This window comes from Cedecea selenatireducens (assembly GCF_042138895.1).
Taxonomy (GTDB): Bacteria; Pseudomonadota; Gammaproteobacteria; order Enterobacterales; family Enterobacteriaceae; genus Cedecea; species Cedecea selenatireducens.
Genome location: NZ_JBHIKW010000026.1, coordinates 1 through 26,328 on the forward strand (window position 1 = coordinate 1; position 26,328 = coordinate 26,328).

The following is a 26,328-nucleotide window of genomic DNA, read 5'->3' on the forward strand; positions in this document are numbered from 1 at the left end:
CGGCCGTACCGTTGGCGCTGGTGTTGTTGCTAAAGTTCTGAGCTAATCCTCTGATACTTTAATGCAATAATGGAAAGGGCATCTTCGGATGCCCTTTTTTATGCCCAAAAACCAGCGTTGACGAAAACGGAAGGCAGCTTTGCACAACGTAAAGGCTTGCCTGTTAGCCGTTGGCGCCCGTTTTTGCATTTGATTACCATTCTCTACATTCTACCTCGCCCGATCCCTTGTAAAGCCAATCATTCTCATTTACAATTTGCGTAGTTTTTGAGCGGGAGTGATCATGTACGTTTGCTTGTGTAATGGTGTCAGTGATAAGACAATTCGTCAGGCGGTGAGACAACACCATCCTCAGTCTTTTCAGCAGCTTAGGAAGTTTATCCCGGTTGGCAATCAATGCGGTAAGTGCGTTCGTCAGGCCCGCGAAATTATGCAAGATGAACTGATGCAGATCCCGGAATTTAAAGAGATCGCTTAAAACACGCTCATTTTTTTGACTTACACCCCGCGACATCTACGCTTCAATAAGTGGAAGCGGAGGATGTCAAAATGAAAGGTGATGTTAAGATAATAAATTATCTCAATAAATTATTGGGAAACGAGCTTGTCGCGATTAACCAGTATTTTCTGCATGCCCGTATGTTTAAAAACTGGGGATTAAAACGTCTTAATGACGTCGAGTATCATGAGTCAATCGATGAAATGAAGCACGCCGATAGGTACATCGAGCGTATTCTTTTTCTCGAAGGCATTCCAAACCTGCAGGATCTTGGCAAGCTTGGCATCGGTGAAGATGTCGAAGAGATGCTTCGTTCTGACCTGAAGCTGGAGCTGGATGGTGCTAAGGACCTGCGCGAAGCCATCGCCTATGCCGACAAAGTTCATGACTACGTCAGTCGCGATCTGATGATTGAAATTCTGGCCGATGAAGAAGGCCATATCGACTGGCTCGAAACTGAGCTGGATTTGATTCAAAAATTGGGTATCCAGAACTATCTGCAGGCGCAGATACGCGAAGAGTGACCCCAACCCTGCTAAGACAGAGGGCTTTCCTCTGTCTTCTCCTCTCTTCTTACCCAAATACTCGGCAGACAAAATTTCCCCAGCCTGCAATGGCCAGCCAGGGACCAAAAGGCATTTCTACGATCCTGCAGCGTTTGAACAGATAAAGTGCCCCGGCAAAAATAAGGCCCAGTAACGAAGCGACCGTGATAACGAGCGGCAAATTTTGCCAGGTGTTCCAGGCACCAATGGCGGCCAGCAGCTTGAAGTCACCATAGCCGAGCCCTTCTTTACCCGTCGCATAATGGAATAACTGAAAAATAATCCACAGAAAAAGATAGCCGGCTACGGCACCGTAAACGGCATGGTAGACATTATGTGGATTCACCAGACTATGAAAAAGCAACCCAAGCCACAGCAGGGGAAGGGTAAGTCTGTCAGGCAGCAGCATGGTCCGGAAATCAATAATGCTTAGCGCAAGCGCAAAACAGAAATAGAGCACGGTTGCCGCGGCTACCGGCAGGACGGACTGTATGTCGGTCGAAATCATCTTTGTACCTCGGCTTAGCATGTAACTGCCGGATGCTACTCCGTTGCGTTGGTCACTCCTACTCCCTCCCGAAACAGGCTTTTGATGCTGCGAAGCGCCCCGCAAATGTGTCCGTATACTGTGTTTACTGAGCCATGAGATAACTAAATAGAGGGTGTCGGCGAAATTTCGACCCACATAGCTTGCAAGCTGACTCGAAACCCGTATAATGCGCGGGCTGTCTTAATAGACAGCTGGTTCAATATGAACCCTGATAGCAGTCAGTAGAAGTGATTCAGTTGCTATCAAACAATGTCCCCAATTGGGGGACTATGTATGAACGATTACACTCCCCCATCAATCGTAATGGGTGCGGGTAGTAATTTTTTTCGTCTATAAAATAATTGGAGCTCTGGTCTCATGCAGAACCAAAGAATCCGTATCCGTCTTAAAGCGTTTGATCATCGTCTGATCGATCAATCAACCGCGGAAATCGTCGAGACTGCTAAGCGCACTGGTGCGCAAGTCCGTGGTCCGATCCCGCTGCCGACCCGCAAAGAGCGCTTTACCGTTCTGATCTCCCCGCACGTCAACAAAGACGCGCGCGATCAGTACGAGATCCGCACTCACAAGCGTCTGGTTGACATCGTTGAGCCAACTGAGAAAACCGTTGATGCTCTGATGCGTCTGGATCTGGCTGCCGGTGTAGACGTGCAGATCAGCCTGGGTTAATCAGGTCATTGACGATTGAGAGGTTGAAACAATGATTGGTTTAGTCGGTAAAAAAGTGGGTATGACCCGTATCTTCACTGAAGATGGCGTTTCTATCCCAGTAACCGTAATTGAAGTAGAAGCAAACCGTGTTACTCAGGTTAAAGACCTGGCTAACGACGGCTACCGTGCTGTTCAGGTGACCACTGGTGCTAAAAAAGCTAACCGTGTAACCAAGCCGGAAGCTGGTCACTTCGCTAAAGCTGGCGTTGAAGCTGGCCGTGGTCTGTGGGAATTCCGTCTTGCTGAAGGCGAAGAGTTCACCGTAGGTCAGGACATTAGCGTTGAGCTGTTTGCTGAAGTTAAAAAAGTTGACGTAACCGGTACCTCTAAAGGTAAAGGTTTCGCAGGTACCGTTAAGCGCTGGAACTTCCGTACCCAGGACGCTACCCACGGTAACTCCTTGTCTCACCGCGTTCCGGGTTCTATCGGTCAGAACCAGACTCCGGGCAAAGTGTTCAAAGGCAAGAAAATGGCAGGCCAGCTGGGTAACGAACGTGTAACCGTTCAGAGCCTGGACGTAGTACGTGTTGACGCTGAGCGCAACCTGCTGCTGGTGAAAGGTGCGGTTCCCGGTGCAACCGGTAGCGACCTGATCGTTAAACCAGCTGTGAAGGCGTAAGGGGATAGCAATGGAATTAGTATTGAAAGACGCGCAAAGCGCGCTGACTGTTTCCGAAACTACCTTCGGTCGTGACTTCAACGAAGCGCTGGTACACCAGGTTGTTGTTGCTTATGCAGCAGGCGCCCGTCAGGGTACTCGTGCTCAGAAGACCCGTGCTGAAGTAACTGGTTCCGGCAAAAAGCCGTGGCGCCAGAAAGGTACCGGCCGTGCGCGTTCAGGTTCTATCAAGAGCCCGATCTGGCGTTCCGGTGGCGTAACCTTCGCTGCTCGCCCGCAGGACCACAGTCAAAAAGTTAACAAAAAGATGTACCGCGGCGCGCTGAAAAGCATCCTGTCCGAACTGGTACGTCAGGATCGTCTGATCGTTGTTGAACAGTTCTCTGTTGAAGCACCGAAAACCAAGCTGCTTGCTCAGAAACTGAAAGATATGGCTCTGGAAGATGTGCTGATCGTGACCGGTGAACTGGATGAGAATCTGTTCCTGGCCGCTCGTAACCTGCATAAGGTTGACGTGCGCGATGTAGCTGCAATCGACCCAGTTAGCCTGATCGCCTTCGACAAAGTCGTTATGACTGCGGAAGCAGTTAAGCAAGTTGAGGAGATGCTGGCATGATCCGTGAAGAACGTCTGCTGAAAGTACTGCGCGCGCCGCACGTATCTGAAAAAGCGTCTACCGCGATGGAAAAAACCAACACCATCGTACTCAAAGTTGCGACTGACGCGACCAAAGCAGAGATCGTTGCTGCTGTACAGAAGCTGTTCGAAGTTGAAGTTAAAGACGTTAACACCCTGGTAGTTAAAGGGAAAACTAAACGTCACGGACAGCGTGTTGGTCGTCGTAGCGACTGGAAAAAAGCTTACGTCACCCTGAAGGAAGGCCAGAATCTGGACTTCGTCGGCGGCGCTGAGTAAGTCGGAGGAGAAAGACAATGGCAGTTGTTAAATGTAAACCGACATCTCCGGGTCGTCGCCACGTAGTTAAAGTGGTTAACCCTGAGCTGCACAAGGGCAAGCCTTTTGCTCCGTTGCTGGAAAAAAACAGCAAATCCGGTGGCCGTAACAACAATGGTCGTATCACTACCCGTCATATCGGTGGTGGTCACAAGCAGGCATACCGTATTGTTGACTTTAAACGCAACAAAGATGGTATCCCGGCAGTTGTTGAACGTCTTGAGTACGATCCGAACCGTTCCGCGAACATCGCGCTGGTTCTGTACAAAGATGGCGAACGCCGTTACATCCTGGCCCCTAAAGGCCTGAAAGCTGGCGACCAGATTCAGTCTGGCGTTGATGCTGCAATCAAAGCGGGTAACACCCTGCCGATGCGCAATATCCCGGTTGGTTCTACCGTTCATAACGTAGAAATGAAACCAGGTAAAGGCGGTCAGCTGGCTCGTTCCGCTGGTACCTACGTGCAGATCGTTGCTCGTGATGGTGCTTACGTTACCCTGCGCCTGCGCTCCGGTGAAATGCGTAAAGTCGAAGCTGACTGCCGCGCTACCCTGGGTGAAGTTGGCAACGCTGAGCATATGCTGCGCGTTCTGGGTAAAGCAGGTGCTGCTCGCTGGCGTGGTGTTCGTCCTACCGTTCGCGGTACCGCGATGAACCCAGTCGATCACCCACATGGTGGTGGTGAAGGTCGTAACTTTGGTAAGCACCCGGTATCCCCGTGGGGCCTGCAGACCAAAGGTAAGAAGACCCGCAGCAACAAGCGTACTGATAAATTTATCGTACGTCGCCGTAGCAAATAATTTTAGAGGATAAGCCATGCCACGTTCTCTCAAGAAAGGTCCTTTTATTGACCTGCACTTGCTGAAGAAGGTAGAGAAAGCGGTGGAAAGCGGTGACAAGAAGCCCCTGCGCACTTGGTCCCGTCGTTCAACGATCTTTCCTAACATGATCGGTTTGACCATCGCTGTCCATAATGGTCGTCAGCACGTTCCAGTCTTTGTTTCCGACGAAATGGTCGGCCACAAACTGGGTGAATTCGCACCGACTCGTACTTATCGCGGCCACGCTGCTGATAAAAAAGCGAAGAAGAAATAAGGTAGGAGGAAGAGATGGAAACTTTAGCTCAACATCGCCATGCTCGTTCTTCTGCTCAGAAGGTTCGCCTTGTTGCTGACCTGATTCGCGGTAAGAAAGTGTCGCAGGCTCTGGATATTCTGACCTACACCAATAAGAAAGCGGCTGTATTGGTTAAGAAAGTACTGGAATCTGCCATTGCTAACGCTGAACACAACGATGGCGCTGACATTGACGATCTGAAAGTCGCGAAAATCTTCGTAGACGAAGGCCCTAGCATGAAGCGCATTATGCCTCGTGCAAAAGGTCGTGCAGATCGCATCCTGAAGCGCACCAGCCACATTACTGTGGTTGTGTCCGATCGCTGAGACTCTGGAGACTAGCAATGGGTCAGAAAGTACATCCTAATGGTATTCGCCTGGGTATTGTAAAACCATGGAACTCAACCTGGTTTGCGAACACCAAAGAATTCGCTGACAACCTGGACAGCGATTTTAAAGTACGTCAGTACCTGACTAAGGAACTGGCTAAGGCGTCTGTATCTCGTATCGTTATCGAGCGTCCTGCTAAGAGCATCCGTGTGACCATTCACACCGCTCGCCCAGGTATCGTTATCGGTAAGAAAGGTGAAGACGTAGAAAAACTGCGCAAGGTCGTAGCGGATATCGCTGGCGTTCCTGCACAGATCAATATCGCCGAAGTTCGTAAACCTGAACTGGACGCAAAATTGGTTGCTGACAGCATCACTTCTCAGCTGGAGCGTCGTGTGATGTTCCGTCGTGCTATGAAGCGTGCTGTACAGAACGCAATGCGTCTGGGCGCTAAAGGTATCAAAGTTGAAGTTAGCGGCCGTCTGGGCGGCGCCGAGATCGCACGTACCGAATGGTACCGTGAAGGTCGCGTGCCGTTGCACACTCTGCGTGCTGACATCGACTACAACACCTCTGAAGCGCACACCACTTATGGTGTAATCGGCGTTAAGGTATGGATCTTCAAAGGTGAGATCCTGGGTGGTATGGCTGCTGTTGAACAACCGGAACCGGCTGCTCAACCTAAAAAGCAGCAGCGTAAAGGCCGTAAGTAAGGAGAGTCGCTGATGTTACAACCAAAGCGTACAAAATTCCGTAAAGTGCACAAAGGCCGCAACCGTGGTCTGGCGCAGGGCACGGATGTTAGCTTCGGCACTTTCGGTCTGAAAGCTGTTGGCCGTGGTCGTCTGACTGCCCGTCAGATCGAAGCAGCACGTCGTGCAATGACCCGTGCAGTTAAGCGTCAGGGTAAGATCTGGATCCGCGTATTCCCGGACAAACCGATCACCGAAAAGCCGCTTGAAGTGCGTATGGGTAAAGGTAAAGGTAACGTGGAGTATTGGGTTGCCTTGATCCAGCCAGGCAAAGTCCTGTATGAAATGGACGGCGTACCTGAAGAGCTGGCCCGTGAAGCCTTCAAGCTGGCAGCAGCAAAACTGCCTATCAAAACCACCTTTGTAACTAAGACGGTGATGTAATGAAAGCAAAAGAGCTGCGTGAAAAGAGCGTCGAAGAGCTGAACACCGAGCTGCTGAACCTGCTGCGTGAGCAGTTCAACCTGCGCATGCAGGCTGCAAGTGGCCAGCTGCAACAGACTCACCTGCTGAAGCAGGTTCGTCGTGATGTTGCACGTGTTAAGACTTTACTGACTCAGAAGGCGGGTGCGTAATGACCGATAAAATCCGTACTCTGCAAGGTCGCGTTGTCAGCGACAAAATGGAGAAATCCATTGTTGTTGCCATCGAACGTGTTGTGAAGCACCCGATCTACGGGAAATTCATCAAGCGTACGACCAAACTGCACGTACATGACGAGAACAACGAATGCGGTATCGGTGACGTGGTTGAAATCCGCGAATGCCGTCCGCTGTCCAAGACTAAGTCCTGGACGCTGGTTCGCGTTGTAGAGAAAGCGGTTCTGTAATACAGTAAGCCTTCTCAAACAAATAAACGGCTCAGCGATGAGCCGTTTATTTTTTCTACCCATATTCAGGAACCGGTGTTATAATGCCGCGCCCTCGTTTATGGGGCTTTTTAACGACCTGAATTTCAGGTCCCGAAGTAGTAGTTGACATTAGCGGAGCACTGAAATGATCCAAGAACAGACTATGCTGACCGTGGCCGACAACTCCGGCGCGCGTCGCGTAATGTGTATCAAGGTTCTGGGTGGCTCGCACCGTCGCTACGCAGGCGTCGGCGACATCATCAAAATTACCATCAAGGAAGCAATTCCTCGCGGTAAGGTGAAGAAAGGCGATGTGCTGAAAGCGGTAGTGGTGCGCACCAGGAAGGGTGTTCGTCGCCCGGACGGTTCTGTCATTCGCTTCGATGGTAATGCATGCGTTATTTTAAACAATAACAGCGAGCAGCCAATCGGCACGCGTATTTTTGGGCCGGTAACTCGTGAACTGCGTAATGAGAAGTTCATGAAAATTATCTCTCTGGCACCAGAAGTACTCTAAGGAGCGAATCATGGCAGCGAAAATCCGTCGTGATGACGAAGTTATCGTGTTAACCGGTAAAGATAAAGGTAAGCGCGGTAAAGTAAAAAATGTTCTGTCTTCCGGCAAGATCATTGTTGAAGGTATCAACCTGGTTAAGAAACATCAGAAGCCGGTTCCGGCCCTGAACCAACCAGGTGGCATCGTTGAAAAAGAAGCTGCAATTCAGGTTTCTAACGTTGCGCTCTTCAACGCGGCAACCGGCAAGGCTGACCGTGTAGGCTTTAGATTCGAAGACGGCAAAAAAGTCCGTTTCTTCAAGTCTAACAGCGAAACTATCAAGTAATTTGGAGTAGTACGATGGCGAAACTGCATGATTACTACAAAGACGAAGTAGTTAACAAACTCATGACTGAGTTTAGCTACAATTCTGTCATGCAAGTCCCTCGGGTCGAGAAGATCACCCTGAACATGGGTGTTGGTGAAGCGATCGCTGACAAGAAACTGCTGGATAACGCAGCAGCTGACCTGACAGCAATCTCCGGTCAAAAGCCGTTGATCACCAAAGCACGCAAATCTGTTGCAGGCTTCAAAATCCGTCAGGGCTATCCGATCGGCTGTAAAGTAACTCTGCGTGGCGAACGCATGTGGGAGTTCCTTGAGCGTCTGATCACTATTGCTGTACCACGTATCCGTGACTTCCGTGGCTTGTCCGCTAAGTCTTTCGACGGCCGTGGTAACTACAGCATGGGTGTCCGTGAGCAGATCATCTTCCCAGAAATCGATTACGACAAAGTCGATCGCGTCCGTGGTTTGGATATTACCATTACCACTACTGCGAAATCTGATGATGAAGGCCGTGCTCTGCTGGCTGCCTTTAACTTCCCGTTCCGCAAGTAAGGTAGGGTTACTTCATGGCTAAGCAATCAATGAAAGCACGCGAAGTAAAGCGCGTTGCTTTGGCTGATAAATTCTTCGCTAAACGCGCAGAATTGAAAGCTATCATTTCTGATGTGAACGCGACCGACGAAGACCGTTGGAGCGCTGTTCTCAAGCTGCAAACTCTGCCGCGTGATTCCAGCCCGTCCCGTCAGCGTAAACGCTGCCGCCAGACTGGTCGTCCACATGGTTATGTGGGCAAGTTCGGGTTGAGCCGTATCAAGCTGCGTGAAGCCGCCATGCGCGGTGAAGTGCCTGGCTTGAAAAAGGCTAGCTGGTAATTGTCACCAATTGAATCACGGGAGTAGAGACAGATGAGCATGCAAGATCCGATCGCGGATATGCTGACCCGTATCCGTAACGGTCAGGCCGCGAACAAAGTTGCGGTCACCATGCCTTCCTCCAAGCTGAAAGTGGCAATCGCCAACGTGCTGAAGGAAGAAGGTTATATTGAAGAATTTAAAATTGAAGGCGACATCAAGCCTGAACTGGAACTGACTCTTAAGTATTTCCAGGGCAAGGCTGTGGTAGAGAGCATTCAGCGAGTCAGCCGCCCAGGTCTGCGCATCTATAAGAAAAAAGATGAGCTGCCTAAAGTTATGGCCGGTATGGGTATTGCTGTCGTTTCTACCTCTAAAGGTGTTATGACTGATCGTGCAGCGCGCCAGGCTGGTCTTGGTGGCGAAATTATCTGCTACGTAGCGTAATTGGAGGAATAAAATGTCTCGTGTTGCTAAAGCACCGGTCGTTGTTCCTGCAGGCGTAGAGGTAAAACTCAACGGTCAGGTTATTTCGATCAAAGGTAAAAACGGCGAGCTGACTCGTACTATCAACGATGCTGTTGAAGTAAAACACGCTGAAAATGCTCTGACTTTCGCTCCGCGCGAAGGTTTTGCAAACGCGTGGGCCCAAGCGGGTACCACTCGTGCGTTGTTGAACTCAATGGTTGTCGGTGTTACCGAAGGCTTCACTAAGAAGCTGCAGCTGGTTGGTGTAGGTTATCGTGCAGCCGTTAAAGGCGACGTGGTGAATTTAGCCCTGGGCTTCTCTCACCCTGTTGAGCATAAGCTGCCGGCAGGTATCACTGCTGAATGTCCGACTCAAACTGAAATCGTGCTGAAAGGCGCTGATAAGCAGATGATCGGTCAGGTTGCAGCAGATCTGCGCGCCTACCGTCGTCCTGAGCCTTATAAAGGCAAGGGTGTTCGTTACGCCGACGAAGTCGTGCGTACCAAAGAGGCTAAGAAGAAGTAAGGTAACACTATGGATAAGAAATCTGCTCGTATCCGTCGTGCGACCCGCGCACGTCACAAGCTCAAAGAGCTGGGTGCAACTCGCCTGGTGGTACATCGTACCCCGCGTCACATTTACGCACAGGTAATTGCACCAAACGGTTCTGAAGTTCTGGTAGCTGCATCTACTGTAGAAAAAGCTATCACTGAGCAACTGAAGTACACTGGGAACAAAGACGCCGCTGCTGCTGTAGGTAAAGCTGTAGCTGAGCGCGCGCTGGAAAAAGGCATCACCGTAGTTGCTTTTGACCGTGCTGGTTTCCAATATCATGGTCGTGTCCAGGCACTGGCAGATGCTGCCCGTGAAGCTGGCCTTCAGTTCTAAGGTAGAGGTGTAAGATGTCTCACATCGAAAAACAAGCTGGCGAACTGCAGGAAAAGCTGATCGCGGTAAATCGCGTATCTAAAACCGTTAAAGGCGGTCGTATTTTCTCCTTCACTGCTCTGACAGTGGTAGGCGACGGTAACGGTCGTATTGGTTTTGGTTACGGTAAAGCGCGTGAAGTTCCAGCAGCGATCCAGAAAGCGATGGAAAAAGCCCGTCGCAACATGATTAACGTCGCGCTGAACAGCGGCACCCTGCAGCACCCTGTTAAAGGTGTGCACACAGGTTCCCGTGTGTTCATGCAGCCGGCTTCCGAAGGTACCGGTATCATCGCCGGTGGTGCAATGCGCGCCGTCCTGGAAGTCGCTGGTGTTCATAACGTCTTGGCTAAAGCGTATGGTTCTACTAACCCGATTAACGTGGTTCGTGCAACTATCGATGGCCTGGCGAATATGAATTCTCCAGAAATGGTCGCTGCCAAGCGTGGTAAATCCGTTGAAGAAATTCTGGGGTAATTGACCATGGCAAAGACTATTAAAATAACTCAAACCCGCAGTGCAATCGGTCGTCTGCCGAAACACAAGGCAACGCTGCTTGGCCTGGGTCTGCGTCGTATTGGCCACACCGTAGAGCGCGAGGATACTCCTGCTGTACGTGGTATGGTCAACGCGGTTTCCTACATGGTTAAAGTTGAGGAGTAAGAGATGCGTTTAAATACTCTGTCTCCGGCCGAAGGGTCTAAGCACGCTTCCAAGCGTCTGGGTCGTGGTATCGGTTCTGGCCTCGGCAAAACCGGCGGTCGTGGTCACAAAGGTCAGAACTCTCGTTCTGGTGGTGGCGTACGTCGTGGTTTCGAAGGTGGTCAGATGCCGTTGTACCGTCGTCTGCCGAAATTCGGTTTCACCTCTCGCAAAGCAATGATCACGGCAGAAGTTCGTCTGTCCGATCTGGCGAAAGTTGAAGGCGACGTAGTTGACCTGAACACGCTGAAAGCAGCAAACATTATCGGTATTCAGATTGAGTTCGCGAAAGTGATCCTGTCTGGTGAGGTAACTCGTCCGGTAACTGTTAGCGGCCTGCGTGTGACCAAAGGCGCTCGTGCTGCTATCGAAGCTGCTGGCGGTAAAATCGAGGAATAAGTAGCAGATGGCAAAACAACCGGGATTAGATTTTCAAAGTGCTAAAGGCGGCCTCGGCGAGCTGAAACGCAGACTGATGTTTGTTATCGGTGCGCTGATTGTGTTTCGTATTGGCTCTTTTATTCCGATCCCTGGTATTGATGCCGCTGTACTTGCCAAACTGCTTGAGCAACAGCGAGGCACTATCATTGAAATGTTTAACATGTTCTCTGGTGGTGCTCTCAGCCGTGCTTCTATCTTCGCGCTGGGTATCATGCCGTACATTTCGGCATCGATCATCATTCAGCTGCTTACCGTGGTTCATCCCGCGCTGGCAGAGCTGAAGAAAGAAGGGGAGTCTGGTCGTCGTAAGATCAGCCAGTACACCCGTTACGGCACTCTGGTGCTGGCAATATTCCAGTCAATCGGTATTGCTACCGGTTTACCGAATATGCCTGGTATGCAGGGCCTGGTGTTAAATCCAGGCTTTGCATTCTATTTCACCGCTGTTGTAAGCCTTGTCACCGGGACAATGTTCCTGATGTGGCTGGGTGAACAGATTACTGAACGTGGTATCGGTAACGGTATCTCAATCATAATCTTCGCGGGTATCGTTGCGGGTCTTCCGCCGGCCGTTGGCCATACCATCGAGCAAGCAAGGCAAGGCGACCTGCACTTCCTCCTGTTGCTGTTGGTTGCAGTATTAGTATTTGCAGTGACCTTCTTCGTTGTTTTTGTTGAGCGTGGCCAGCGCCGCATTGTGGTCAACTACGCTAAACGTCAACAGGGTCGTCGTGTCTATGCTGCGCAGAGCACACATTTACCGCTGAAAGTGAACATGGCCGGGGTTATCCCTGCGATCTTCGCCTCCAGTATTATTCTGTTCCCGGCAACCATCGCGTCATGGTTCGGGGGCGGTACCGGTTGGAACTGGCTGACAACAATTTCGCTGTATTTGCAGCCTGGGCAACCGCTTTATGTGTTACTCTATGCGTCTGCAATCATCTTCTTCTGTTTCTTCTACACGGCGTTGGTTTTCAACCCGCGTGAAACAGCAGATAACCTGAAGAAGTCCGGTGCATTTGTACCAGGAATTCGTCCGGGAGAACAAACGGCGAAGTATATCGATAAAGTAATGACCCGCCTGACTCTGGTTGGTGCGCTGTACATTACCTTTATCTGCCTAATCCCGGAGTTCATGCGCGATGCAATGAAAGTGCCGTTCTACTTCGGTGGGACCTCACTGCTGATCGTTGTTGTCGTTATCATGGACTTTATGGCTCAAGTGCAAACTCTGATGATGTCAAGTCAGTATGAGTCTGCATTGAAGAAAGCGAACCTGAAAGGCTACGGCCGTTAATTGTCGCTTGAGAAGTTACGGAGAGTAAAAATGAAAGTTCGTGCTTCCGTCAAGAAATTATGTCGTAACTGCAAAATCGTTAAGCGTGACGGTGTTATTCGCGTGATTTGCAGCGTAGAGCCGAAGCATAAACAGCGTCAAGGCTGATTATCTCGCATATTTTTCTTGCAAAGTTGGGTTGAGCTGGCTAGATTAGCCAGCCAATCTTTTGTATGTCTATGCGTTTCCATTTGAGTATCCTGAAAACGGGCTTTTCGGCATGGGACGCATAATCTAAATAGTAGGAGTGCATAGTGGCCCGTATAGCAGGCATTAACATTCCTGATCAAAAACACGCCGTGATCGCATTAACTTCGATCTACGGTGTCGGCAAGACTCGCTCCAAGGCCATTTGCGCTGCGGCGGGTATCGCTGAAGATGTTAAGATCAGTGAGCTGTCTGAAGAACAAATCGACACGCTGCGTGACGAAGTTGCCAAATTTGTCGTTGAAGGTGATCTGCGCCGTGAAGTGAGTATGAGCATCAAGCGTCTGATGGACCTTGGTTGCTATCGCGGTTTGCGTCATCGTCGTGGTCTGCCAGTGCGCGGTCAGCGTACTAAGACCAACGCCCGTACCCGTAAGGGTCCGCGCAAACCGATCAAGAAATAATCGGGGTGATTGAATAATGGCAAAGGCACCAATTCGTGCACGTAAACGTGTAAGAAAAACAGTCTCTGACGGCGTGGCTCATGTCCATGCTTCTTTCAACAACACCATCGTTACTATTACCGATCGTCAGGGTAATGCGTTGGGTTGGGCAACTGCCGGTGGTTCCGGTTTCCGTGGTTCTCGCAAATCCACTCCGTTTGCAGCTCAGGTTGCAGCAGAGCGTTGCGCAGAAGCCGTGAAAGAATACGGTATCAAGAACCTGGAAGTTATGGTTAAGGGTCCGGGTCCAGGCCGCGAATCAACTATTCGTGCTCTGAACGCCGCTGGTTTCCGCATCACTAATATTACTGATGTGACTCCGATCCCTCACAACGGTTGTCGTCCGCCGAAAAAACGCCGCGTATAACGCTTCGTTTTCTAGGATTGTTGGAGAAAGAAAATGGCAAGATATTTGGGTCCTAAGCTCAAGCTGAGCCGTCGTGAGGGCACAGACCTGTTCCTTAAGTCTGGCGTTCGCGCGATCGATACCAAGTGTAAGATTGAACAAGCTCCTGGCCAGCACGGTGCGCGTAAACCGCGTCTGTCTGACTATGGTGTGCAGTTGCGTGAAAAGCAGAAAGTTCGCCGTATCTACGGTGTGCTGGAGCGTCAGTTCCGTAACTATTATAAAGAAGCAGCTCGTCTGAAAGGCAACACCGGTGAAAACCTGTTGGCTCTGCTGGAAGGTCGTCTGGACAACGTAGTTTACCGTATGGGCTTCGGCGCCACTCGTGCAGAATCACGTCAGTTGGTTAGCCACAAAGCAATTATGGTAAATGGTCGCGTTGTTAACATCGCTTCTTATCAGGTAACTCCGAATGACGTAGTCAGCATCCGTGAGAAAGCCAAAAAGCAATCTCGCGTTAAGGCCGCTCTGGAGCTGGCTGAGCAGCGTGAAAAGCCAACCTGGCTGGAAGTTGATGCTGCCAAGATGGAAGGTGTGTTCAAGCGTAAGCCTGAGCGTACTGATCTGTCCGCGGACATTAACGAACACCTGATCGTCGAGCTTTACTCCAAGTAAAGCTTAGTACCAAAGAGAGGACACAATGCAGGGTTCTGTGACAGAGTTTCTAAAACCACGCCTGGTAGATATCGAGCAAGTGAGTTCGACGCACGCCAAGGTGACCCTTGAGCCGTTAGAGCGTGGCTTTGGCCATACTCTTGGTAACGCACTGCGCCGTATTCTGCTTTCATCGATGCCGGGTTGCGCGGTGACTGAGGTTGAGATTGATGGTGTACTGCACGAGTACAGCACCAAAGAAGGCGTTCAGGAAGATATCCTGGAAATCCTGCTCAACCTGAAAGGGCTGGCGGTAAGAGTTCAAGGTAAAGATGAAGTTATTCTTACCCTGAATAAATCTGGCATTGGCCCTGTGACCGCAGCCGACATCACCCATGATGGTGATGTCGAAATCGTCAAGCCGCAGCATGTGATCTGCCACCTGACCGATGAGAACGCCGCTATTAGCATGCGTATCAAAGTTCAGCGCGGTCGCGGTTATGTGCCGGCTTCTACCCGAATTCATTCGGAAGAAGATGAGCGCCCAATCGGCCGTCTGCTGGTCGACGCCTGCTACAGCCCTGTAGAGCGTATTGCCTACAATGTTGAAGCAGCGCGTGTAGAACAGCGTACCGACCTGGACAAGCTGGTCATCGAAATGGAAACCAACGGCACAATCGATCCTGAAGAGGCGATTCGTCGTGCGGCAACCATTCTGGCAGAACAACTTGAAGCTTTCGTTGACCTACGTGATGTGCGTCAGCCGGAAGTTAAAGAAGAGAAACCAGAATTCGATCCGATCTTGCTGCGCCCTGTTGACGATCTGGAATTGACTGTCCGCTCTGCTAACTGCCTTAAGGCAGAAGCTATCCACTATATCGGTGATCTGGTACAGCGTACCGAGGTTGAGCTACTCAAAACGCCTAACCTGGGTAAAAAATCTCTTACCGAGATTAAAGACGTGCTGGCTTCTCGTGGTTTGTCTCTGGGCATGCGCCTGGAAAACTGGCCACCAGCAAGCATTGCTGACGAGTAACCGGATCACAGGTTAAGGTTTTACTGAGAAGGATAAGGTCATGCGCCATCGTAAGAGTGGTCGTCAACTGAACCGCAACAGCAGCCATCGCCAGGCTATGTTCCGCAACATGGCAGGTTCACTGGTTCGTCATGAGATCATCAAGACGACCCTGCCTAAAGCGAAAGAGCTGCGTCGCGTAGTTGAGCCGCTGATTACTCTTGCCAAGACTGACAGCGTTGCTAATCGTCGTCTGGCATTCGCCCGTACTCGTGATAACGAGATCGTGGCAAAACTGTTTAACGAACTGGGTCCGCGTTTTGCGAGCCGTGCAGGTGGTTACACTCGTATTCTGAAGTGTGGCTTCCGTGCTGGTGACAATGCTCCGATGGCTTACATCGAGCTGGTTGATCGCGCCGAGTCTCAAACAGAAGCTGCTGCAGAGTAATCTGTAGTAACGTAGAAAAACCGGGCTTGCCCGGTTTTTTTATATCCAGAATATCCCCTTCCCGATACTTTCCTCGTATTCTTGTATTACTCCTTGTTGATCTGAGGTCGCTATGTGGTTACTCGATCAGTGGGCGGAACGACATATTGTTGATGCCCAGCGTAACGGTGATTTTGATTGTCTGCCGGGCAGCGGTGAACCCATAATGCTCGATGATGACAGTCATGTTCCTCCCGAACTCCGTGCCGGATACCGTCTGCTTAAAAATGCGGGTTGTTTACCGCCGGAGATGCAGCAACGTAAAGATGCGCTTGAGCTGGTTGATCTGCTGAAAACGGTGCATGCTCAGAGCGAGGAATACCAGGCAATCAGCAGCAAGCTCGCACTGCTTGAGCTCAAGCTTCGTCAGGCAGGCATAAATACAGATTTCTTACGCGGTGAGTATGCCGTAAAACTGATGCAGCAAATTGTCGAGGAAAAATGATGTTTCGTATAGGTGAGCTGGCAAAGCTGGCAGATGTGACGCCAGATACTATTCGTTATTATGAAAAACAGCAGATGATGGATCATGAGGTGCGAACTGAAGGTGGTTTTCGCCTTTACAGCGACAGCGATCTCCAGCGCCTTAAGTTCATCCGTTACGCCAAGCAGCTGGGGTTTACTCTGGAAGCCATCCGCGAACTGCTGTCGATCCGTATCGATCCTGAGCACCATACCTGTCAGGAATCTAAAGGCATTGTGCAAAGCCGGCTAAGCGAGGTAGAGTCCAAAATTAAAGAATTGCAGAATATGCGACGTTCGCTGCAGCGCCTGAACGATGCTTGCTGCGGTACCGCACACAGCAGCGTTTACTGCTCAATCCTGGAAGCTCTGGAGCAGGGAGCAAGCAGTAAGAAATAGTCGCTTGATCTTTTTTTGAACAAAGAATAGACTCGCGGCGCTAATTAAAGCCATCTGGAGTAATTATGAGCACTAAATACCGCCATCAAAAAGGCCAAATTAAAGATAACGCCATTGAGGCTCTGTTACATGACCCACTGTTCAGGCAAAGAGTAGAGAAGAATAAGAAAGGGAAAGGCAGTTATCAGCGCAACGAGAAACACGGTAATCGGGGTAACTGGGAGGCCAGTGGCAAACAAGCAATGAGCTTTTTTACCACTGGCCTTCTGCTTTTAGCAGCCAGTATTAATTACGCTGGTTCTGTTCTTTTAGCAGGTCGCGGATTTCGCTCAGCAATACTTCCTCTTTAGAAGGTGCCGGAGGTGCCGCAGGCTCTTCAGCCTTCTTACGGTTTAGTTTATTAATCACTTTGATGGCCATGAAGATGGCAAATGCAACAATCACGAAGTCAAAAATATTCTGAATAAAGACGCCGTAGTGCATGACCACTGCAGGCACATCACCCTGCGCGTCACGCAGCGTCAGTGCAAACTGCTTAAAATCAACCCCCCCAATCAGCAGACCCAGTGGCGGCATAATAATATCCGCAACCAGCGAGGAAACAATTTTCCCGAATGCTGCACCAATAATCACACCCACTGCCAAATCAACAACGTTCCCGCGCATCGCGAATTCGCGAAACTCTTTTAAAATACTCATTTATCTCTCCTTGTGCCGGCTGACAGTAATAATTCTAACAAAGGATGTCTTAATTTCCATTGCCGCAGGAAATAAGATTTTTTTGTTAATTCCATAATAGTAAAGTGGTTTTCTTACAAAGAAACGGGACAGAAAGATTTCTGCCCCGGTGAGTTTAGAGGAAGAATGGGCTTGGCTGGAACAGCCGCTCTACATCGCTGACAAATTTCTTATCCGTTAAGAACATAATCACGTGATCGCCCTGCTCTATACGCAGGTTGTCATTGGCGATCATGACATCATTGCCACGTACCACGGCGCCGATGATCGTCCCTGGCGGAAGCTTTATTTCATCAATCACTCGTCCTACAACGCGGGAAGTACTTTCGTCACCGTGTGCAACGGCTTCGATGGCTTCAGCAACGCCGCGGCGAAGGGATGAAACACCAACAATATCGGCTTTGCGAACATGTCCCAACAGGGCAGAAATCGTTGCCTGCTGGGGAGAGATAGCAATATCGATAACGCTGCCCTGCACTAAATCGACATAGGCGTTACGCTGTATGAGAACCATGACTTTTTTGGCCCCCATACGCTTGGCCAGCATGGCCGACATAATATTGGCTTCATCATCGTTGGTAACCGCAATAAACAGATCGACCTGATCGATATGCTCTTCAGCCAGCAATTCCTGATCTGAGGCGTCGCCATAAAATACGATGGTATTTTGTAGCATTTCCGCAAGCTCAGAAGCGCGCTGCTGGTCGCGTTCAATCAGTTTTACGCTGTAATCTTTCTCCAGGCGGTGGGCCAGACCTGCGCCAATATTACCGCCGCCCACCAGCATAATACGCTTATAAGGTTTCTCCAGACGCTGAAGCTCGCTCATAACCGCACGGATATTCTGCGAAGCCGCTATAAAGAAGACCTCATCGCCTGCTTCAACGATGGTCGACCCCTGTGGGCGAATAGGACGATCATGACGGAAAATTGCGGCGACACGCGTATCGATATGCGGCATATGTTCGCGCATGGTGGAAAGTGCATTACCTACCAGTGGACCACCGTAGTAGGCCTTTACTACCGCCAGACTCACTTTGCCTTCTGCGAAATTTACGACCTGAAGTGCGCCAGGGTATTCAATCAGGCGATAAATATTGTCGATGACCAGCTGTTCTGGAGCAATCAGGTGATCGATAGGCACCGCTTCCGCATTGAACAGTTTCTCCGCATCGCGAACATAGTCCGGCGCTCGAATACGGGCAATCCTGTTTGGCGTGTTAAACAGTGAATAGGCCACCTGGCAGGCGATCATATTCGTTTCATCAGAGCTGGTAACGGCAACCAGCATGTCTGCGTCATCCGCACCCGCCTCACGAAGTACCCGGGGATGAGACCCATGGCCCTGGACTACACGCAGATCGAACTTGTCCTGCAGAATACGCAGGCGAGCCTGGTTGGTATCGACGACGGTGATATCGTTGTTCTCACCGACCAGGTTTTCCGCCAGAGTGCCGCCGACCTGACCGGCACCCAGAATGATTATTTTCATCGTTTATCGCTTCACGAGTGATGAAACTTATGACTTGCCCTGAAGGGAGTCAGCTCTTAATTAGCTTAGCGTAGTAGAAGCCGTCGCCGTCGTCTGCCGCGGGCAGATTTTGAATGCCGGGCCTCTTTTCGTCACCGGTTTCAACCAGTTTGGCATCGGCATGACTCGCCAGAAACGCGCTGACCTGATCTTTGTTTTCGTCAGGCAGAATAGAACAGGTAGCATAAACCAGCGTACCGCCTGATTTCAGGTGAGGCCAGATAGCGTCCAGAATTTCTTTTTGCAGGGCAACCAGCTCGGCGATATCCCTGTCACGGCGTAGCCACTTGATGTCTGGATGGCGACGAATGACGCCGGTTGCCGAGCACGGTGCATCAAGCAGAATGCGATCAAACTTAGTGTCGCCGCACCACTGTACCGGGAAACGACCATCTCCCTGCTTCACCTCTGCTTTCATACCTAACCGCGCGAGGTTTTCATGCACGCGTTTCAGACGCTGAGCATCAACGTCGACGGCCATGACTTTTGCGTTCGGTGCAGCTTCCAGAATATGTGTCGTCTTGCCGCCTGGGGCGGCACAAAGATCCAGTATGGTATCGCCGTTTTGCGGGTCTAAAAGATCAACGCTTCCCTGAGCAGAAGCATCCTGAACCGTCACCCAGCCTTGTTCAAATCCTGGTAAAGCCTGGACAGGGGCTGGTGCATCAAGGCGTACCGCGTCACTGTATTTTGGATGGATATGTCCTTCGAGACCTGCTTCAGCAAGCAATGCCATCCAGGCTTCGCGGGTATGATGCTGACGATTTACACGCAGCCACATTGGGGGCCGCTGATTGTTCGCATCGACAATGGCTTCCCAGCTCTCCGGATAAGCTTTCTTCAGGCGCTGCAGCAGCCAGCTTGGGTGCAGAAAACGACTTTCATGCTTAGCGGCTTCCGCCATCAGGCTTTCCTGCTGACGCTGGAACTGACGCAGTACGCCGTTGATTAAGCCCTTGAATGCCTGCCGCTTAATAGCGATTGCGCCTTCAACGGTTTCGGCAAGCGCCGCGTGTGGAGGAATGCGGGTATACAGAAGCTGATAGAAGCCGACCATAATTAAGTAATGGATCGTGCGCTGTTTTCCGGTCATCGGACGCGACATGAGTTTGCCAACCAGCCAGTCCAGCTGCGGGAGAGTACGCAGCACGCCAAAGCACAGCTCCTGCAGCAGGGCTCTGTCTTTATCCGAGACTTTCTGCTGTACCGCAGGCAGTACATTACTTAATGATTGTCCTTGCTCGACAACTTGTTCAATAGTTTGGGCAGCCAGGCTGCGAAGATTCAGTGTTTTTTTCATTACCGTGCTCTGGTTTTTCCAGCGCTATAAACAAAAATGCCCAGGTTACCCCGGGCGTATAGGTGCGGTTTTATCAGGCCAGGACCGTTCCAGGCTCAAACCATTCACGGCGTGAGTTCAGGAGATCCTGTGCTTTCATGGCTTTTTTACCGGCGGGCTGCAGTTCTTCAAGATTCAGAATGCCGTCAGCGGTCGCGACCTGAATGCCCTGTTTACTGGCGGCAACAATGGTGCCGGGCGCCGAGTTTGCCTGAGTGCTGATGACCGAAGCACGCCAGACTTTCAGCGGCTGCCCGTCAATCTCCAGCCAGCTCATTGGCCACGGGTTAAAGGCGCGAATGCAGCGTTCCAATTGAGCGGCGGAAAGATTCCAGTTGATGCGTGCTTCTTCCTTGCTGAGCTTCTCAGCATAGGTCACCAGCGCTTCATCCTGCACTTCTGGTTTGGCTGTTCCGTCGGCTAACTGTTGAAGCGTGTCCAGGAGACCTTGTGGACCAAGTCCTGCCAGCTTATCGTACAGCGTACCGCTGGTATCTTCTGCTTCAATCGGGCAGGACAGCTTATACAGCATATCGCCGGTATCGAGGCCGATGTCCATTTGCATGATCGTGACGCCAGTTTCTGCATCGCCCGCCCATAAAGAACGCTGGATCGGTGCGGCACCGCGCCAGCGTGGCAGTAGCGAACCATGTACGTTCACGCAGCCCAGACGAGGCATATCAAGCACCGCCTGCGGTAAAATCAGGCCGTAGGCAACCACAACCATCACATCGGCATTGAGATCGGCAACAAGCTGCTGATTTTCCGCCTTGCGAAGCGTAGCGGGTTGAAAGACCGGAATGTCTTTATCTTCAGCCAGCACTTTTACCGGGCCTGGCATAAGTTTTTTACCACGGCCTGCAGGGCGGTCTGGTTGCGTAAAGACGCCGACAACCTGGTGCTGAGAAGACAACAGCGCGTCAAGATGACGCGCTGCAAAATCGGGGGTTCCGGCGAAAATAATACGCAGAGAATCTGACACGTTGCTTGTTGTCCTTAAGCTTTCGCTTTCAAACGGTCGAGTTTTTCAACTTTCTGACGAATACGTTGCTGTTTCAGCGGCGACAGATAATCGATAAACAGTTTACCGACCAGGTGATCCATTTCGTGCTGGATACAAATAGCCAGCAGACCATCCGCTTCCAGTTCAAACGTTTTACCTTCACGGTCCAGCGCACGAATTTTCACTTTCTCCGCGCGTGGTACCAGTGCTCGCTGTTCCGGAATAGACAGACAGCCTTCTTCGATACCGGTCTCGCCGCTTTTTTCCAGCAGCTCTGGGTTAATCAGCACCAGCTGCTCGTCGCGGTTTTCAGAAACATCAATAACGATGATGCGCTGATGAATATCAACCTGCGTAGCGGCCAGGCCAATACCTTCTTCGTCATACATTGTTTCGAACATATCATCGACGATGCGCTGAATGTCCGCATTCACTTTTTCGACCGGTTTAGCGACTTTGCGAAGGCGCTCGTCGGGAATATGTAATACTTGCAAAACTGCCATAAATATCCAGAGCTGTGTTCAGTAGTAGAAAGGATTATTCCCTCTATTCTAGACATTTCCCCGGCTGATTGACAGCATCAGTGACCAATCGCAAGGATTGCTTTTATGGCCTGTGGCAGGAGGAAATGGTGCTGCGAACGGAGATTTGGTTACGTCTTATGGCTGTTAAAGGACTAAGTGGTGATAAGTTCCTAAAAATAGCCCACTTCCTGCAACGCAGCCCCGCAATAGATAGAGCAAGCTTGCCTGACTCGGGATTAAGCGCAAGCGAATGTGCACTCTTTAATGCATTTGATGAGCGTCAGCTTGAAGCCAGTCTCAGATGGCTTGATAAACCGGGGCACTACTTGCTGACGGCGGAAGATGCTCATTACCCGGAACAGCTTCGCGCTATAAATGATTATCCTGCAGCCCTCTTTGTAGCCGGGGATCCCTCGCAACTTAGCCAAAATCAGCTCGCCGTTGTCGGCAGTCGTAATCTCTCCGATTACGGTGAACGCAATTGTCGGCAGTTCTGTGAGGAACTTGCTCAGGCAGGGCTGGTAATAACCAGTGGTCTGGCTTTGGGAATTGACGGTGTTGCTCATCGTGCTGCCCTGAGTGTTCAAGGTAAAACAATTGCCGTGCTGGGTAATGGTTTAGGCAGCGTTCATCCTAAACGCCATCTGATGCTGGCCAGGCAAATTGTGGAACAGGGCGGGGCAGTAGTGTCTGAATTTCCCCTTCCCTGCACGCCGTGGCCATCGAACTTTCCGTGGCGCAATCGTGTCATCAGCGGATTAAGTCGGGCTGTCTTTGTGGTGGAAGCCGGGGAGCGAAGCGGATCTCTGGTTACCGCTCGTTATGCCGTTGAGCAGGGAAGAGAGGTGTTTGCCTTGCCAGGCACGGTTGGTAGCCCAGGCAGTGAAGGCCCACATTGGCTGATTCAGCAGGGTGCAAATCTGGCCCGAAGCCCGCAGGATATCCTCGATTATCTGTCCTCTGAACTGCACTGGCTCCCCGCTTCGCACAATGTGCCAATATATTCGCCAAATCAACAAGACGGCGCATTGCCATTTCCCAATCTGTTGGCTAACGTAGGAGATGAGGTTACACCTGTTGACGTCGTCGCTGAACGTGCCGGCCAACCTGTGCCAGAGACGGTAGCTCAGCTACTCGAACTGGAGTTAGCAGGATGGATCGCAGCTGTACCCGGCGGCTATGTCCGATTGAGGAGGGCATGCCATGTTCGACGTACTAATGTACTTATTTGAAACCTACATCCACAGCGAAGCAGAAATGCGCGTTGACCAGGATAAGCTGACGAGCGATCTCACCGACGCGGGTTTTGATCGTGAGGACATTTTTAACGCCTTAGTGTGGCTTGAAAAGCTGGCTGACTATCAGGAAGGTTTGACCGAGCCGATGCAGCTTGCTGCGGATCCTCTCTCCATGCGTATTTTCACCGCAGAAGAGAGCCAGCGGCTCGATGCGGACTGCCGGGGCTTTTTACTGTTCCTTGAGCAGATTCAGGTGCTAAATCTCGAAACCCGTGAAATGGTTATTGAGCGCGTACTGGCGCTGGATACCGCAGAATTCGAACTTGAAGATCTGAAATGGGTTGTGCTGATGGTGTTGTTCAATATTCCGGGTTGTGAAAACGCCTACCAGCAAATGGAAGAATTACTCTTCGAGGCAAATGAAGGTATGCTGCACTAAATTGAGTTGCAGCATGAGATGTTATGGCCAAGTCAGCACTGTTCTCGGTGCCAAAAAATGAACCCTGCCCCCAATGCGGGGCAGAGTTAACAATACGTTCCGGTAAACACGGCCCATTTTTGGGCTGTTCCCACTACCCGGAATGCGACTATGTTCGCCCGCTAAAGAGCCAGGCCGATGGCCATATAGTTAAAGTGCTTGATGGTCAGCAGTGTCCGGTTTGTCAGGCCACGCTCGTGTTACGTCAGGGGCGTTTTGGCATGTTTATCGGCTGCAGCAACTATCCTGAATGCGAACACACGGAAGTCATTGATAAACCTGATGAGACCGCGATAGCTTGCCCGCAATGCCAGAAAGGGCAATTGGTTCAGCGGCGTTCGCGCTACGGCAAAACCTTCTGGTCTTGCGATTGCTACCCGGAGTGCCAGTTCGTCATCAACTTTAAGCCTGTAGCGGGCATCTGCTCTGACTGTCAGTACCCGCTGCTTATTGAAAAGAAAACGGCCCAGGGCGTGAAACGCTTCTGTGCCAATAAACAATGTGGAAAGCCGGTAACGGCGGAATAAGCCAGTGAATAATAACCTGCCTGAAGGCCAGCTCGCGCAGATCGTAGCGGCCCTGAAAGAACAGCAAGTCATCGCTTACCCAACCGAAGCCGTATTTGGCGTCGGTTGCGATCCCGACAGTGAGCTCGCGGTTACCCGTCTGTTAGAACTGAAACAGCGTCCGGTAGAAAAGGGACTTATCCTTATTGCGGCCGATTTTGATCAACTGAAACCTTACATTAACGTCGCTGTACTGAGCGAAGAACGGCTTTCCTCGGTGTTCGCCAATTGGCCTGGGCCAGTTACGTTTGTTTTCCCTGCTTTGCCTTCCACACCAAAATGGCTGACCGGGCATTTTGATTCTCTGGCGGTGCGCGTGACCAATCACCCGCTAGTGAAAGAGCTATGCCTTGCCTACGGTAAACCGCTGGTGTCGACCAGTGCGAACCTTACAGGTCTGCCTCCGTGCCGCACTGCGCAGGAAGTCCTGCAGCAGTTTGGTGAGAGCTTCCCGGTGCTTATGGGAGACACCGGTGGGCGACTGAACCCTTCAGAAATCCGCGATGCCTTAACCGGCGAACTCTTCCGTCAGGGGTAATTATGGAAACCTTCGCCGTCTTCGGGAACCCTATTCAACACAGCAAGTCTCCTCTTATTCACCGCCTTTTCGCCGGGCAAACAGGCATTGAGCATTCTTACGGACGCGTGCTTGCTCCGCTGGACGAGTTTGTTGCAACGCTGGATGCTTTCTTTAATGAAGGGGGCAGAGGCGCCAACGTCACGGTGCCTTTTAAAGAGCAGGCTTTTGCCCATGCGGACGAACTGACGGAGCGCGCGGCACTTGCGGGCGCGGTCAATACGCTCAAGCGCCTGGAGGATGGCCGTTTGCTTGGGGACAATACCGACGGTATTGGTTTGTTGAGCGATCTTGAACGTTTGAAGCTGATCAAACCTGGCGATCGTATTCTGCTGGTGGGCGCCGGCGGTGCCGCGCGTGGTGTTCTGTTACCGCTTCTGTCACTGGACTGCTCGGTTACGATAACTAACCGAACGTTTGCAAAGGCCGAAGAGCTTGCCACGCTCTTTCACCACACGGGCAGCGTTAATTCCGTCGCAATGGATAAGCTCGAAGGGCATGAGTTTGATCTGCTGATCAATGCCACGTCCAGCGGGATTGGCGGCGAAATTCCTGCGTTGCCGGTTTCTCTCCTTTCGCACCGCGTAAGCTGTTATGACATGTTTTATCAGAAAGGACTGACGCCCTTCTTGAACTGGGCCGTCGGGCACGGCGTAGTCCACTATGCGGACGGTTTGGGCATGCTGGTGGGGCAGGCCGCACATGCCTTTATGCTTTGGCATGGCGTTATGCCGGAGGTTGCACCGGTTATTGAAACCTTGAAAAGAGAAATGACGGCGTGAACCAGGCCATTCAGTTCCCGGATCGTGAACGCTGGGATGAAGAACGGCAGGCTGTTTGCTTTCCGGCGTTGGTTAATGGCTTTCAGGTGGGTTGTGCTATGGCCTCGGAGGCAATTGCCGCTCGCTTTGGTGGCAATTGCGCAGAAGAGTGGCTCTCTTTATTCCGGGAGCATCGCTGGGATATTGAAGAAGAAGTCGAAAGCCTTATCGAAGACGAGCAGGAAGGCGATCAGGGCTGGTACTGGCTGTCCTGAGCCAGATACTCATCTTTCCAGCGGACATAATTGTTAGCGGAGTAGAGCAAGCCGGCCAGCTCCGCTTCAGTCAGACGGCGAATCTGTTTTACCGGACTGCCTAAATAGAGATAACCGCTCTCCAGACGTTTGTTCTGCGGCACCAGGCTGCCAGCGCCAATCATCACATCATCTTCTATTACTACCCCATCCAACAAGATCGATCCCATACCGACTAATACCCGATTGCCAATCGTGCAGCCGTGCAGCATAACCTTATGGCCTACCGTCACATCTTCGCCAACGATCAGTGGGTTCCCTTCGGGCTTATAAGAAGACTTATGGGTAACATGAAGAACGCTTCCATCCTGAATGTTGGTACGTGCGCCAATCGTCACGGTGTTTACGTCCCCGCGAATGGCGACTAACGGCCAGATACTGACATCGTCAGCCAGTTTTACATCACCGATCGCCACGCTGGTGGGATCAACCATGACTCGTTCGCCCAGTTTTGGGAAAGTTTTTTGAAAAGCACGCAGTACCGCAGACATAAACACCTCAGGTAAATTCATTGCATGAATAGACTGTGGCTGCTTTCTTGAGCAATGGCAAGGGAGTAAAGGGCTGGAAAGAGGGCAGATCGAACAGGATCTCAGCGAAAAGTGTGAAAACTAAACATTCAGAAAAAAAGATCGAAAAAGTACTTGTGCTAAAAAGTGGGATCCCTATAATGCGCCTCCATCGAGACGGCACAGTGAATCACTTCACAAATTAGCCGGTTCGATAAAGAGAAAAAATCCTGAAAATCGGGG

Annotated in this window: 45 protein-coding genes and 1 pseudogene; 39 read left to right on the forward strand and 7 right to left on the reverse strand. The window is 51.0% G+C overall.

Annotated features, from left to right (window positions below):
• The first annotated feature begins 283 nt into the window (after positions 1-283).
• Together bfd and bfr are read left to right on the forward strand one after the other, a co-directional pair.
• The gene (gene bfd, locus ACE38U_RS21915) at positions 284-478 is read left to right on the forward strand and encodes a bacterioferritin-associated ferredoxin (RefSeq protein WP_008457135.1); all 195 of its coding nucleotides are present in this window, start codon (positions 284-286) and stop codon (positions 476-478) included.
• A 71-nt stretch (positions 479-549) separates the two neighbouring features.
• Positions 550-1,023: a bacterioferritin gene (gene bfr / locus ACE38U_RS21920; RefSeq protein ID WP_038478208.1), complete on the forward strand. Its 474-nt coding sequence runs from the start codon at positions 550-552 to the stop codon at positions 1,021-1,023.
• Between the two features lie 49 nt (positions 1,024-1,072).
• Here bfr and ACE38U_RS21925 read toward each other — a convergent pair whose 3' ends face one another.
• Positions 1,073-1,552: a prepilin peptidase gene (locus ACE38U_RS21925; protein WP_375530519.1), complete on the reverse strand. Its 480-nt coding sequence runs from the start codon at positions 1,550-1,552 to the stop codon at positions 1,073-1,075.
• Between the two features lie 399 nt (positions 1,553-1,951).
• On the opposite strand from ACE38U_RS21925, the gene rpsJ reads away from it, so the two are divergent.
• From rpsJ to ACE38U_RS22080, 31 genes and pseudogenes are all read left to right on the forward strand, one after another.
• The gene (rpsJ, locus tag ACE38U_RS21930) at positions 1,952-2,263 is read left to right on the forward strand and encodes a 30S ribosomal protein S10 (RefSeq protein ID WP_001181005.1); all 312 of its coding nucleotides are present in this window, start codon (positions 1,952-1,954) and stop codon (positions 2,261-2,263) included.
• A 31-nt stretch (positions 2,264-2,294) separates the two neighbouring features.
• The gene (gene rplC, locus ACE38U_RS21935) at positions 2,295-2,924 is read left to right on the forward strand and encodes a 50S ribosomal protein L3 (protein ID WP_016538466.1); all 630 of its coding nucleotides are present in this window, start codon (positions 2,295-2,297) and stop codon (positions 2,922-2,924) included.
• 10 nt (positions 2,925-2,934) lie between these two features.
• Positions 2,935-3,540: a 50S ribosomal protein L4 gene (gene rplD / locus ACE38U_RS21940; protein WP_008457145.1), complete on the forward strand. Its 606-nt coding sequence runs from the start codon at positions 2,935-2,937 to the stop codon at positions 3,538-3,540.
• The gene (gene rplW / locus ACE38U_RS21945; protein WP_008457148.1) at positions 3,537-3,839 is read left to right on the forward strand and encodes a 50S ribosomal protein L23; all 303 of its coding nucleotides are present in this window, start codon (positions 3,537-3,539) and stop codon (positions 3,837-3,839) included. The genes rplD and rplW overlap by 4 nt, the downstream gene beginning before the upstream one ends.
• Positions 3,840-3,856: 17 nt before the next feature.
• Complete coding sequence (rplB, locus tag ACE38U_RS21950) at positions 3,857-4,678, forward strand: 50S ribosomal protein L2 (RefSeq protein ID WP_002919786.1); 822 nt, start codon at positions 3,857-3,859, stop codon at positions 4,676-4,678.
• 16 nt (positions 4,679-4,694) lie between these two features.
• Complete coding sequence (gene rpsS / locus ACE38U_RS21955; protein ID WP_001138115.1) at positions 4,695-4,973, forward strand: 30S ribosomal protein S19; 279 nt, start codon at positions 4,695-4,697, stop codon at positions 4,971-4,973.
• A gap of 14 nt (positions 4,974-4,987) precedes the next feature.
• A complete protein-coding gene (gene rplV / locus ACE38U_RS21960; protein ID WP_002919773.1) occupies positions 4,988-5,320 on the forward strand; it encodes a 50S ribosomal protein L22 in 333 nt (110 codons plus the stop codon).
• Positions 5,321-5,337: 17 nt separating this feature from the next.
• Positions 5,338-6,036, forward strand: a complete 699-nt coding sequence (rpsC, locus tag ACE38U_RS21965; RefSeq protein ID WP_006817277.1) for a 30S ribosomal protein S3 — start codon at positions 5,338-5,340, stop codon at positions 6,034-6,036.
• A 12-nt stretch (positions 6,037-6,048) separates the two neighbouring features.
• Positions 6,049-6,459 carry a 50S ribosomal protein L16 gene (rplP, locus tag ACE38U_RS21970; protein WP_002438716.1) on the forward strand — a complete coding sequence of 137 codons (411 nt, stop codon included), beginning with the start codon at positions 6,049-6,051 and terminating at the stop codon, positions 6,457-6,459.
• On the forward strand, positions 6,459-6,650 hold the full coding sequence (gene rpmC, locus ACE38U_RS21975) for a 50S ribosomal protein L29 (protein WP_008457158.1): 192 nt from the start codon (positions 6,459-6,461) through the stop codon (positions 6,648-6,650). Before rplP ends, rpmC begins: the two co-directional genes overlap by 1 nt.
• Positions 6,650-6,904 (forward strand): 30S ribosomal protein S17, encoded by a 255-nt coding sequence (gene rpsQ, locus ACE38U_RS21980; RefSeq protein ID WP_008457160.1) that lies wholly within the window; start codon positions 6,650-6,652, stop codon positions 6,902-6,904. Before rpmC ends, rpsQ begins: the two co-directional genes overlap by 1 nt.
• Before the next feature lie 166 nt (positions 6,905-7,070).
• Positions 7,071-7,442: a 50S ribosomal protein L14 gene (rplN, locus tag ACE38U_RS21985; RefSeq protein WP_002438705.1), complete on the forward strand. Its 372-nt coding sequence runs from the start codon at positions 7,071-7,073 to the stop codon at positions 7,440-7,442.
• 10 nt (positions 7,443-7,452) lie between these two features.
• Positions 7,453-7,767: a 50S ribosomal protein L24 gene (rplX, locus tag ACE38U_RS21990; RefSeq protein WP_016538464.1), complete on the forward strand. Its 315-nt coding sequence runs from the start codon at positions 7,453-7,455 to the stop codon at positions 7,765-7,767.
• Positions 7,768-7,781: 14 nt separating this feature from the next.
• Complete coding sequence (gene rplE, locus ACE38U_RS21995; protein WP_016538463.1) at positions 7,782-8,321, forward strand: 50S ribosomal protein L5; 540 nt, start codon at positions 7,782-7,784, stop codon at positions 8,319-8,321.
• Positions 8,322-8,335: 14 nt separating this feature from the next.
• Positions 8,336-8,641, forward strand: coding sequence for a 30S ribosomal protein S14 (gene rpsN, locus ACE38U_RS22000; RefSeq protein WP_038478228.1), 306 nt, complete (start codon positions 8,336-8,338; stop codon positions 8,639-8,641).
• Between the two features lie 33 nt (positions 8,642-8,674).
• Positions 8,675-9,067, forward strand: coding sequence for a 30S ribosomal protein S8 (gene rpsH, locus ACE38U_RS22005; protein WP_008457173.1), 393 nt, complete (start codon positions 8,675-8,677; stop codon positions 9,065-9,067).
• A gap of 13 nt (positions 9,068-9,080) precedes the next feature.
• On the forward strand, positions 9,081-9,614 hold the full coding sequence (gene rplF, locus ACE38U_RS22010) for a 50S ribosomal protein L6 (RefSeq protein WP_038478231.1): 534 nt from the start codon (positions 9,081-9,083) through the stop codon (positions 9,612-9,614).
• 9 nt (positions 9,615-9,623) lie between these two features.
• The gene (gene rplR / locus ACE38U_RS22015; RefSeq protein WP_008457177.1) at positions 9,624-9,977 is read left to right on the forward strand and encodes a 50S ribosomal protein L18; all 354 of its coding nucleotides are present in this window, start codon (positions 9,624-9,626) and stop codon (positions 9,975-9,977) included.
• 14 nt (positions 9,978-9,991) lie between these two features.
• Positions 9,992-10,492 (forward strand): 30S ribosomal protein S5, encoded by a 501-nt coding sequence (gene rpsE, locus ACE38U_RS22020; protein WP_038478233.1) that lies wholly within the window; start codon positions 9,992-9,994, stop codon positions 10,490-10,492.
• 6 nt (positions 10,493-10,498) lie between these two features.
• Positions 10,499-10,678 (forward strand): 50S ribosomal protein L30, encoded by a 180-nt coding sequence (gene rpmD / locus ACE38U_RS22025; RefSeq protein WP_004846568.1) that lies wholly within the window; start codon positions 10,499-10,501, stop codon positions 10,676-10,678.
• A 3-nt stretch (positions 10,679-10,681) separates the two neighbouring features.
• Complete coding sequence (gene rplO / locus ACE38U_RS22030; RefSeq protein WP_008457184.1) at positions 10,682-11,116, forward strand: 50S ribosomal protein L15; 435 nt, start codon at positions 10,682-10,684, stop codon at positions 11,114-11,116.
• A gap of 7 nt (positions 11,117-11,123) precedes the next feature.
• On the forward strand, positions 11,124-12,455 hold the full coding sequence (gene secY / locus ACE38U_RS22035) for a preprotein translocase subunit SecY (protein ID WP_034499015.1): 1,332 nt from the start codon (positions 11,124-11,126) through the stop codon (positions 12,453-12,455).
• Positions 12,456-12,485: 30 nt separating this feature from the next.
• The gene (rpmJ, locus tag ACE38U_RS22040; protein ID WP_008457187.1) at positions 12,486-12,602 is read left to right on the forward strand and encodes a 50S ribosomal protein L36; all 117 of its coding nucleotides are present in this window, start codon (positions 12,486-12,488) and stop codon (positions 12,600-12,602) included.
• A gap of 146 nt (positions 12,603-12,748) precedes the next feature.
• Positions 12,749-13,105, forward strand: coding sequence for a 30S ribosomal protein S13 (gene rpsM, locus ACE38U_RS22045; protein WP_008457189.1), 357 nt, complete (start codon positions 12,749-12,751; stop codon positions 13,103-13,105).
• 16 nt (positions 13,106-13,121) lie between these two features.
• Positions 13,122-13,511: a 30S ribosomal protein S11 gene (gene rpsK / locus ACE38U_RS22050; RefSeq protein WP_008457192.1), complete on the forward strand. Its 390-nt coding sequence runs from the start codon at positions 13,122-13,124 to the stop codon at positions 13,509-13,511.
• A gap of 33 nt (positions 13,512-13,544) precedes the next feature.
• Positions 13,545-14,165: a 30S ribosomal protein S4 gene (gene rpsD / locus ACE38U_RS22055; RefSeq protein ID WP_038478242.1), complete on the forward strand. Its 621-nt coding sequence runs from the start codon at positions 13,545-13,547 to the stop codon at positions 14,163-14,165.
• Between the two features lie 25 nt (positions 14,166-14,190).
• The gene (locus ACE38U_RS22060; protein ID WP_008457196.1) at positions 14,191-15,180 is read left to right on the forward strand and encodes a DNA-directed RNA polymerase subunit alpha; all 990 of its coding nucleotides are present in this window, start codon (positions 14,191-14,193) and stop codon (positions 15,178-15,180) included.
• A 40-nt stretch (positions 15,181-15,220) separates the two neighbouring features.
• A complete protein-coding gene (rplQ, locus tag ACE38U_RS22065; protein WP_008457198.1) occupies positions 15,221-15,607 on the forward strand; it encodes a 50S ribosomal protein L17 in 387 nt (128 codons plus the stop codon).
• Positions 15,608-15,719: 112 nt separating this feature from the next.
• Positions 15,720-16,091, forward strand: coding sequence for a DnaJ family domain-containing protein (locus tag ACE38U_RS22070; RefSeq protein WP_038478245.1), 372 nt, complete (start codon positions 15,720-15,722; stop codon positions 16,089-16,091).
• A complete protein-coding gene (gene zntR, locus ACE38U_RS22075; RefSeq protein ID WP_038478248.1) occupies positions 16,091-16,507 on the forward strand; it encodes a Zn(2+)-responsive transcriptional regulator in 417 nt (138 codons plus the stop codon). The genes ACE38U_RS22070 and zntR overlap by 1 nt, the downstream gene beginning before the upstream one ends.
• 65 nt (positions 16,508-16,572) lie before the next feature.
• Positions 16,573-16,788, forward strand: a pseudogene (locus ACE38U_RS22080) (alternative ribosome-rescue factor A); the annotation flags it as partial.
• A gap of 4 nt (positions 16,789-16,792) precedes the next feature.
• On the opposite strand, the gene mscL reads toward ACE38U_RS22080, so the two are convergent.
• The 5 genes from mscL to def form a co-directional block, all read right to left on the reverse strand.
• Positions 16,793-17,206, reverse strand: coding sequence for a large-conductance mechanosensitive channel protein MscL (gene mscL, locus ACE38U_RS22085; protein WP_008457207.1), 414 nt, complete (start codon positions 17,204-17,206; stop codon positions 16,793-16,795).
• Between the two features lie 154 nt (positions 17,207-17,360).
• Positions 17,361-18,737 (reverse strand): Trk system potassium transporter TrkA, encoded by a 1,377-nt coding sequence (trkA, locus tag ACE38U_RS22090; protein ID WP_038478251.1) that lies wholly within the window; start codon positions 18,735-18,737, stop codon positions 17,361-17,363.
• A 49-nt stretch (positions 18,738-18,786) separates the two neighbouring features.
• A complete protein-coding gene (gene rsmB / locus ACE38U_RS22095) occupies positions 18,787-20,076 on the reverse strand; it encodes a 16S rRNA (cytosine(967)-C(5))-methyltransferase RsmB (protein ID WP_375530520.1) in 1,290 nt (429 codons plus the stop codon).
• Between the two features lie 73 nt (positions 20,077-20,149).
• Positions 20,150-21,097, reverse strand: a complete 948-nt coding sequence (gene fmt, locus ACE38U_RS22100; protein WP_375530521.1) for a methionyl-tRNA formyltransferase — start codon at positions 21,095-21,097, stop codon at positions 20,150-20,152.
• 14 nt (positions 21,098-21,111) lie between these two features.
• On the reverse strand, positions 21,112-21,621 hold the full coding sequence (gene def / locus ACE38U_RS22105; protein ID WP_038478260.1) for a peptide deformylase: 510 nt from the start codon (positions 21,619-21,621) through the stop codon (positions 21,112-21,114).
• Between the two features lie 128 nt (positions 21,622-21,749).
• Between def and dprA the strand changes: the two genes are divergently transcribed.
• The 6 genes from dprA to ACE38U_RS22135 are packed head-to-tail and all read left to right on the forward strand — an operon-like array spanning position 21,750 to position 25,537.
• On the forward strand, positions 21,750-22,874 hold the full coding sequence (gene dprA, locus ACE38U_RS22110) for a DNA-protecting protein DprA (protein WP_375530524.1): 1,125 nt from the start codon (positions 21,750-21,752) through the stop codon (positions 22,872-22,874).
• Positions 22,846-23,319 (forward strand): DUF494 family protein Smg, encoded by a 474-nt coding sequence (gene smg / locus ACE38U_RS22115; protein WP_038478269.1) that lies wholly within the window; start codon positions 22,846-22,848, stop codon positions 23,317-23,319. Before dprA ends, smg begins: the two co-directional genes overlap by 29 nt.
• Before the next feature lie 23 nt (positions 23,320-23,342).
• On the forward strand, positions 23,343-23,885 hold the full coding sequence (locus tag ACE38U_RS22120; protein WP_375530522.1) for a DNA topoisomerase family protein: 543 nt from the start codon (positions 23,343-23,345) through the stop codon (positions 23,883-23,885).
• Positions 23,886-23,889: 4 nt separating this feature from the next.
• Positions 23,890-24,462, forward strand: coding sequence for an L-threonylcarbamoyladenylate synthase type 1 TsaC (tsaC, locus tag ACE38U_RS22125; protein WP_038478274.1), 573 nt, complete (start codon positions 23,890-23,892; stop codon positions 24,460-24,462).
• Positions 24,463-24,464: 2 nt separating this feature from the next.
• Positions 24,465-25,283: a shikimate dehydrogenase gene (aroE, locus tag ACE38U_RS22130; RefSeq protein WP_375530523.1), complete on the forward strand. Its 819-nt coding sequence runs from the start codon at positions 24,465-24,467 to the stop codon at positions 25,281-25,283.
• A complete protein-coding gene (locus ACE38U_RS22135; protein WP_176982707.1) occupies positions 25,280-25,537 on the forward strand; it encodes a DUF1488 family protein in 258 nt (85 codons plus the stop codon). Before aroE ends, ACE38U_RS22135 begins: the two co-directional genes overlap by 4 nt.
• Here ACE38U_RS22135 and ACE38U_RS22140 read toward each other — a convergent pair.
• Positions 25,513-26,067, reverse strand: coding sequence for a gamma carbonic anhydrase family protein (locus ACE38U_RS22140; RefSeq protein WP_038483131.1), 555 nt, complete (start codon positions 26,065-26,067; stop codon positions 25,513-25,515). The genes ACE38U_RS22135 and ACE38U_RS22140 overlap by 25 nt on opposite strands.
• Between the last annotated feature and the right edge of the window lie 261 nt (positions 26,068-26,328).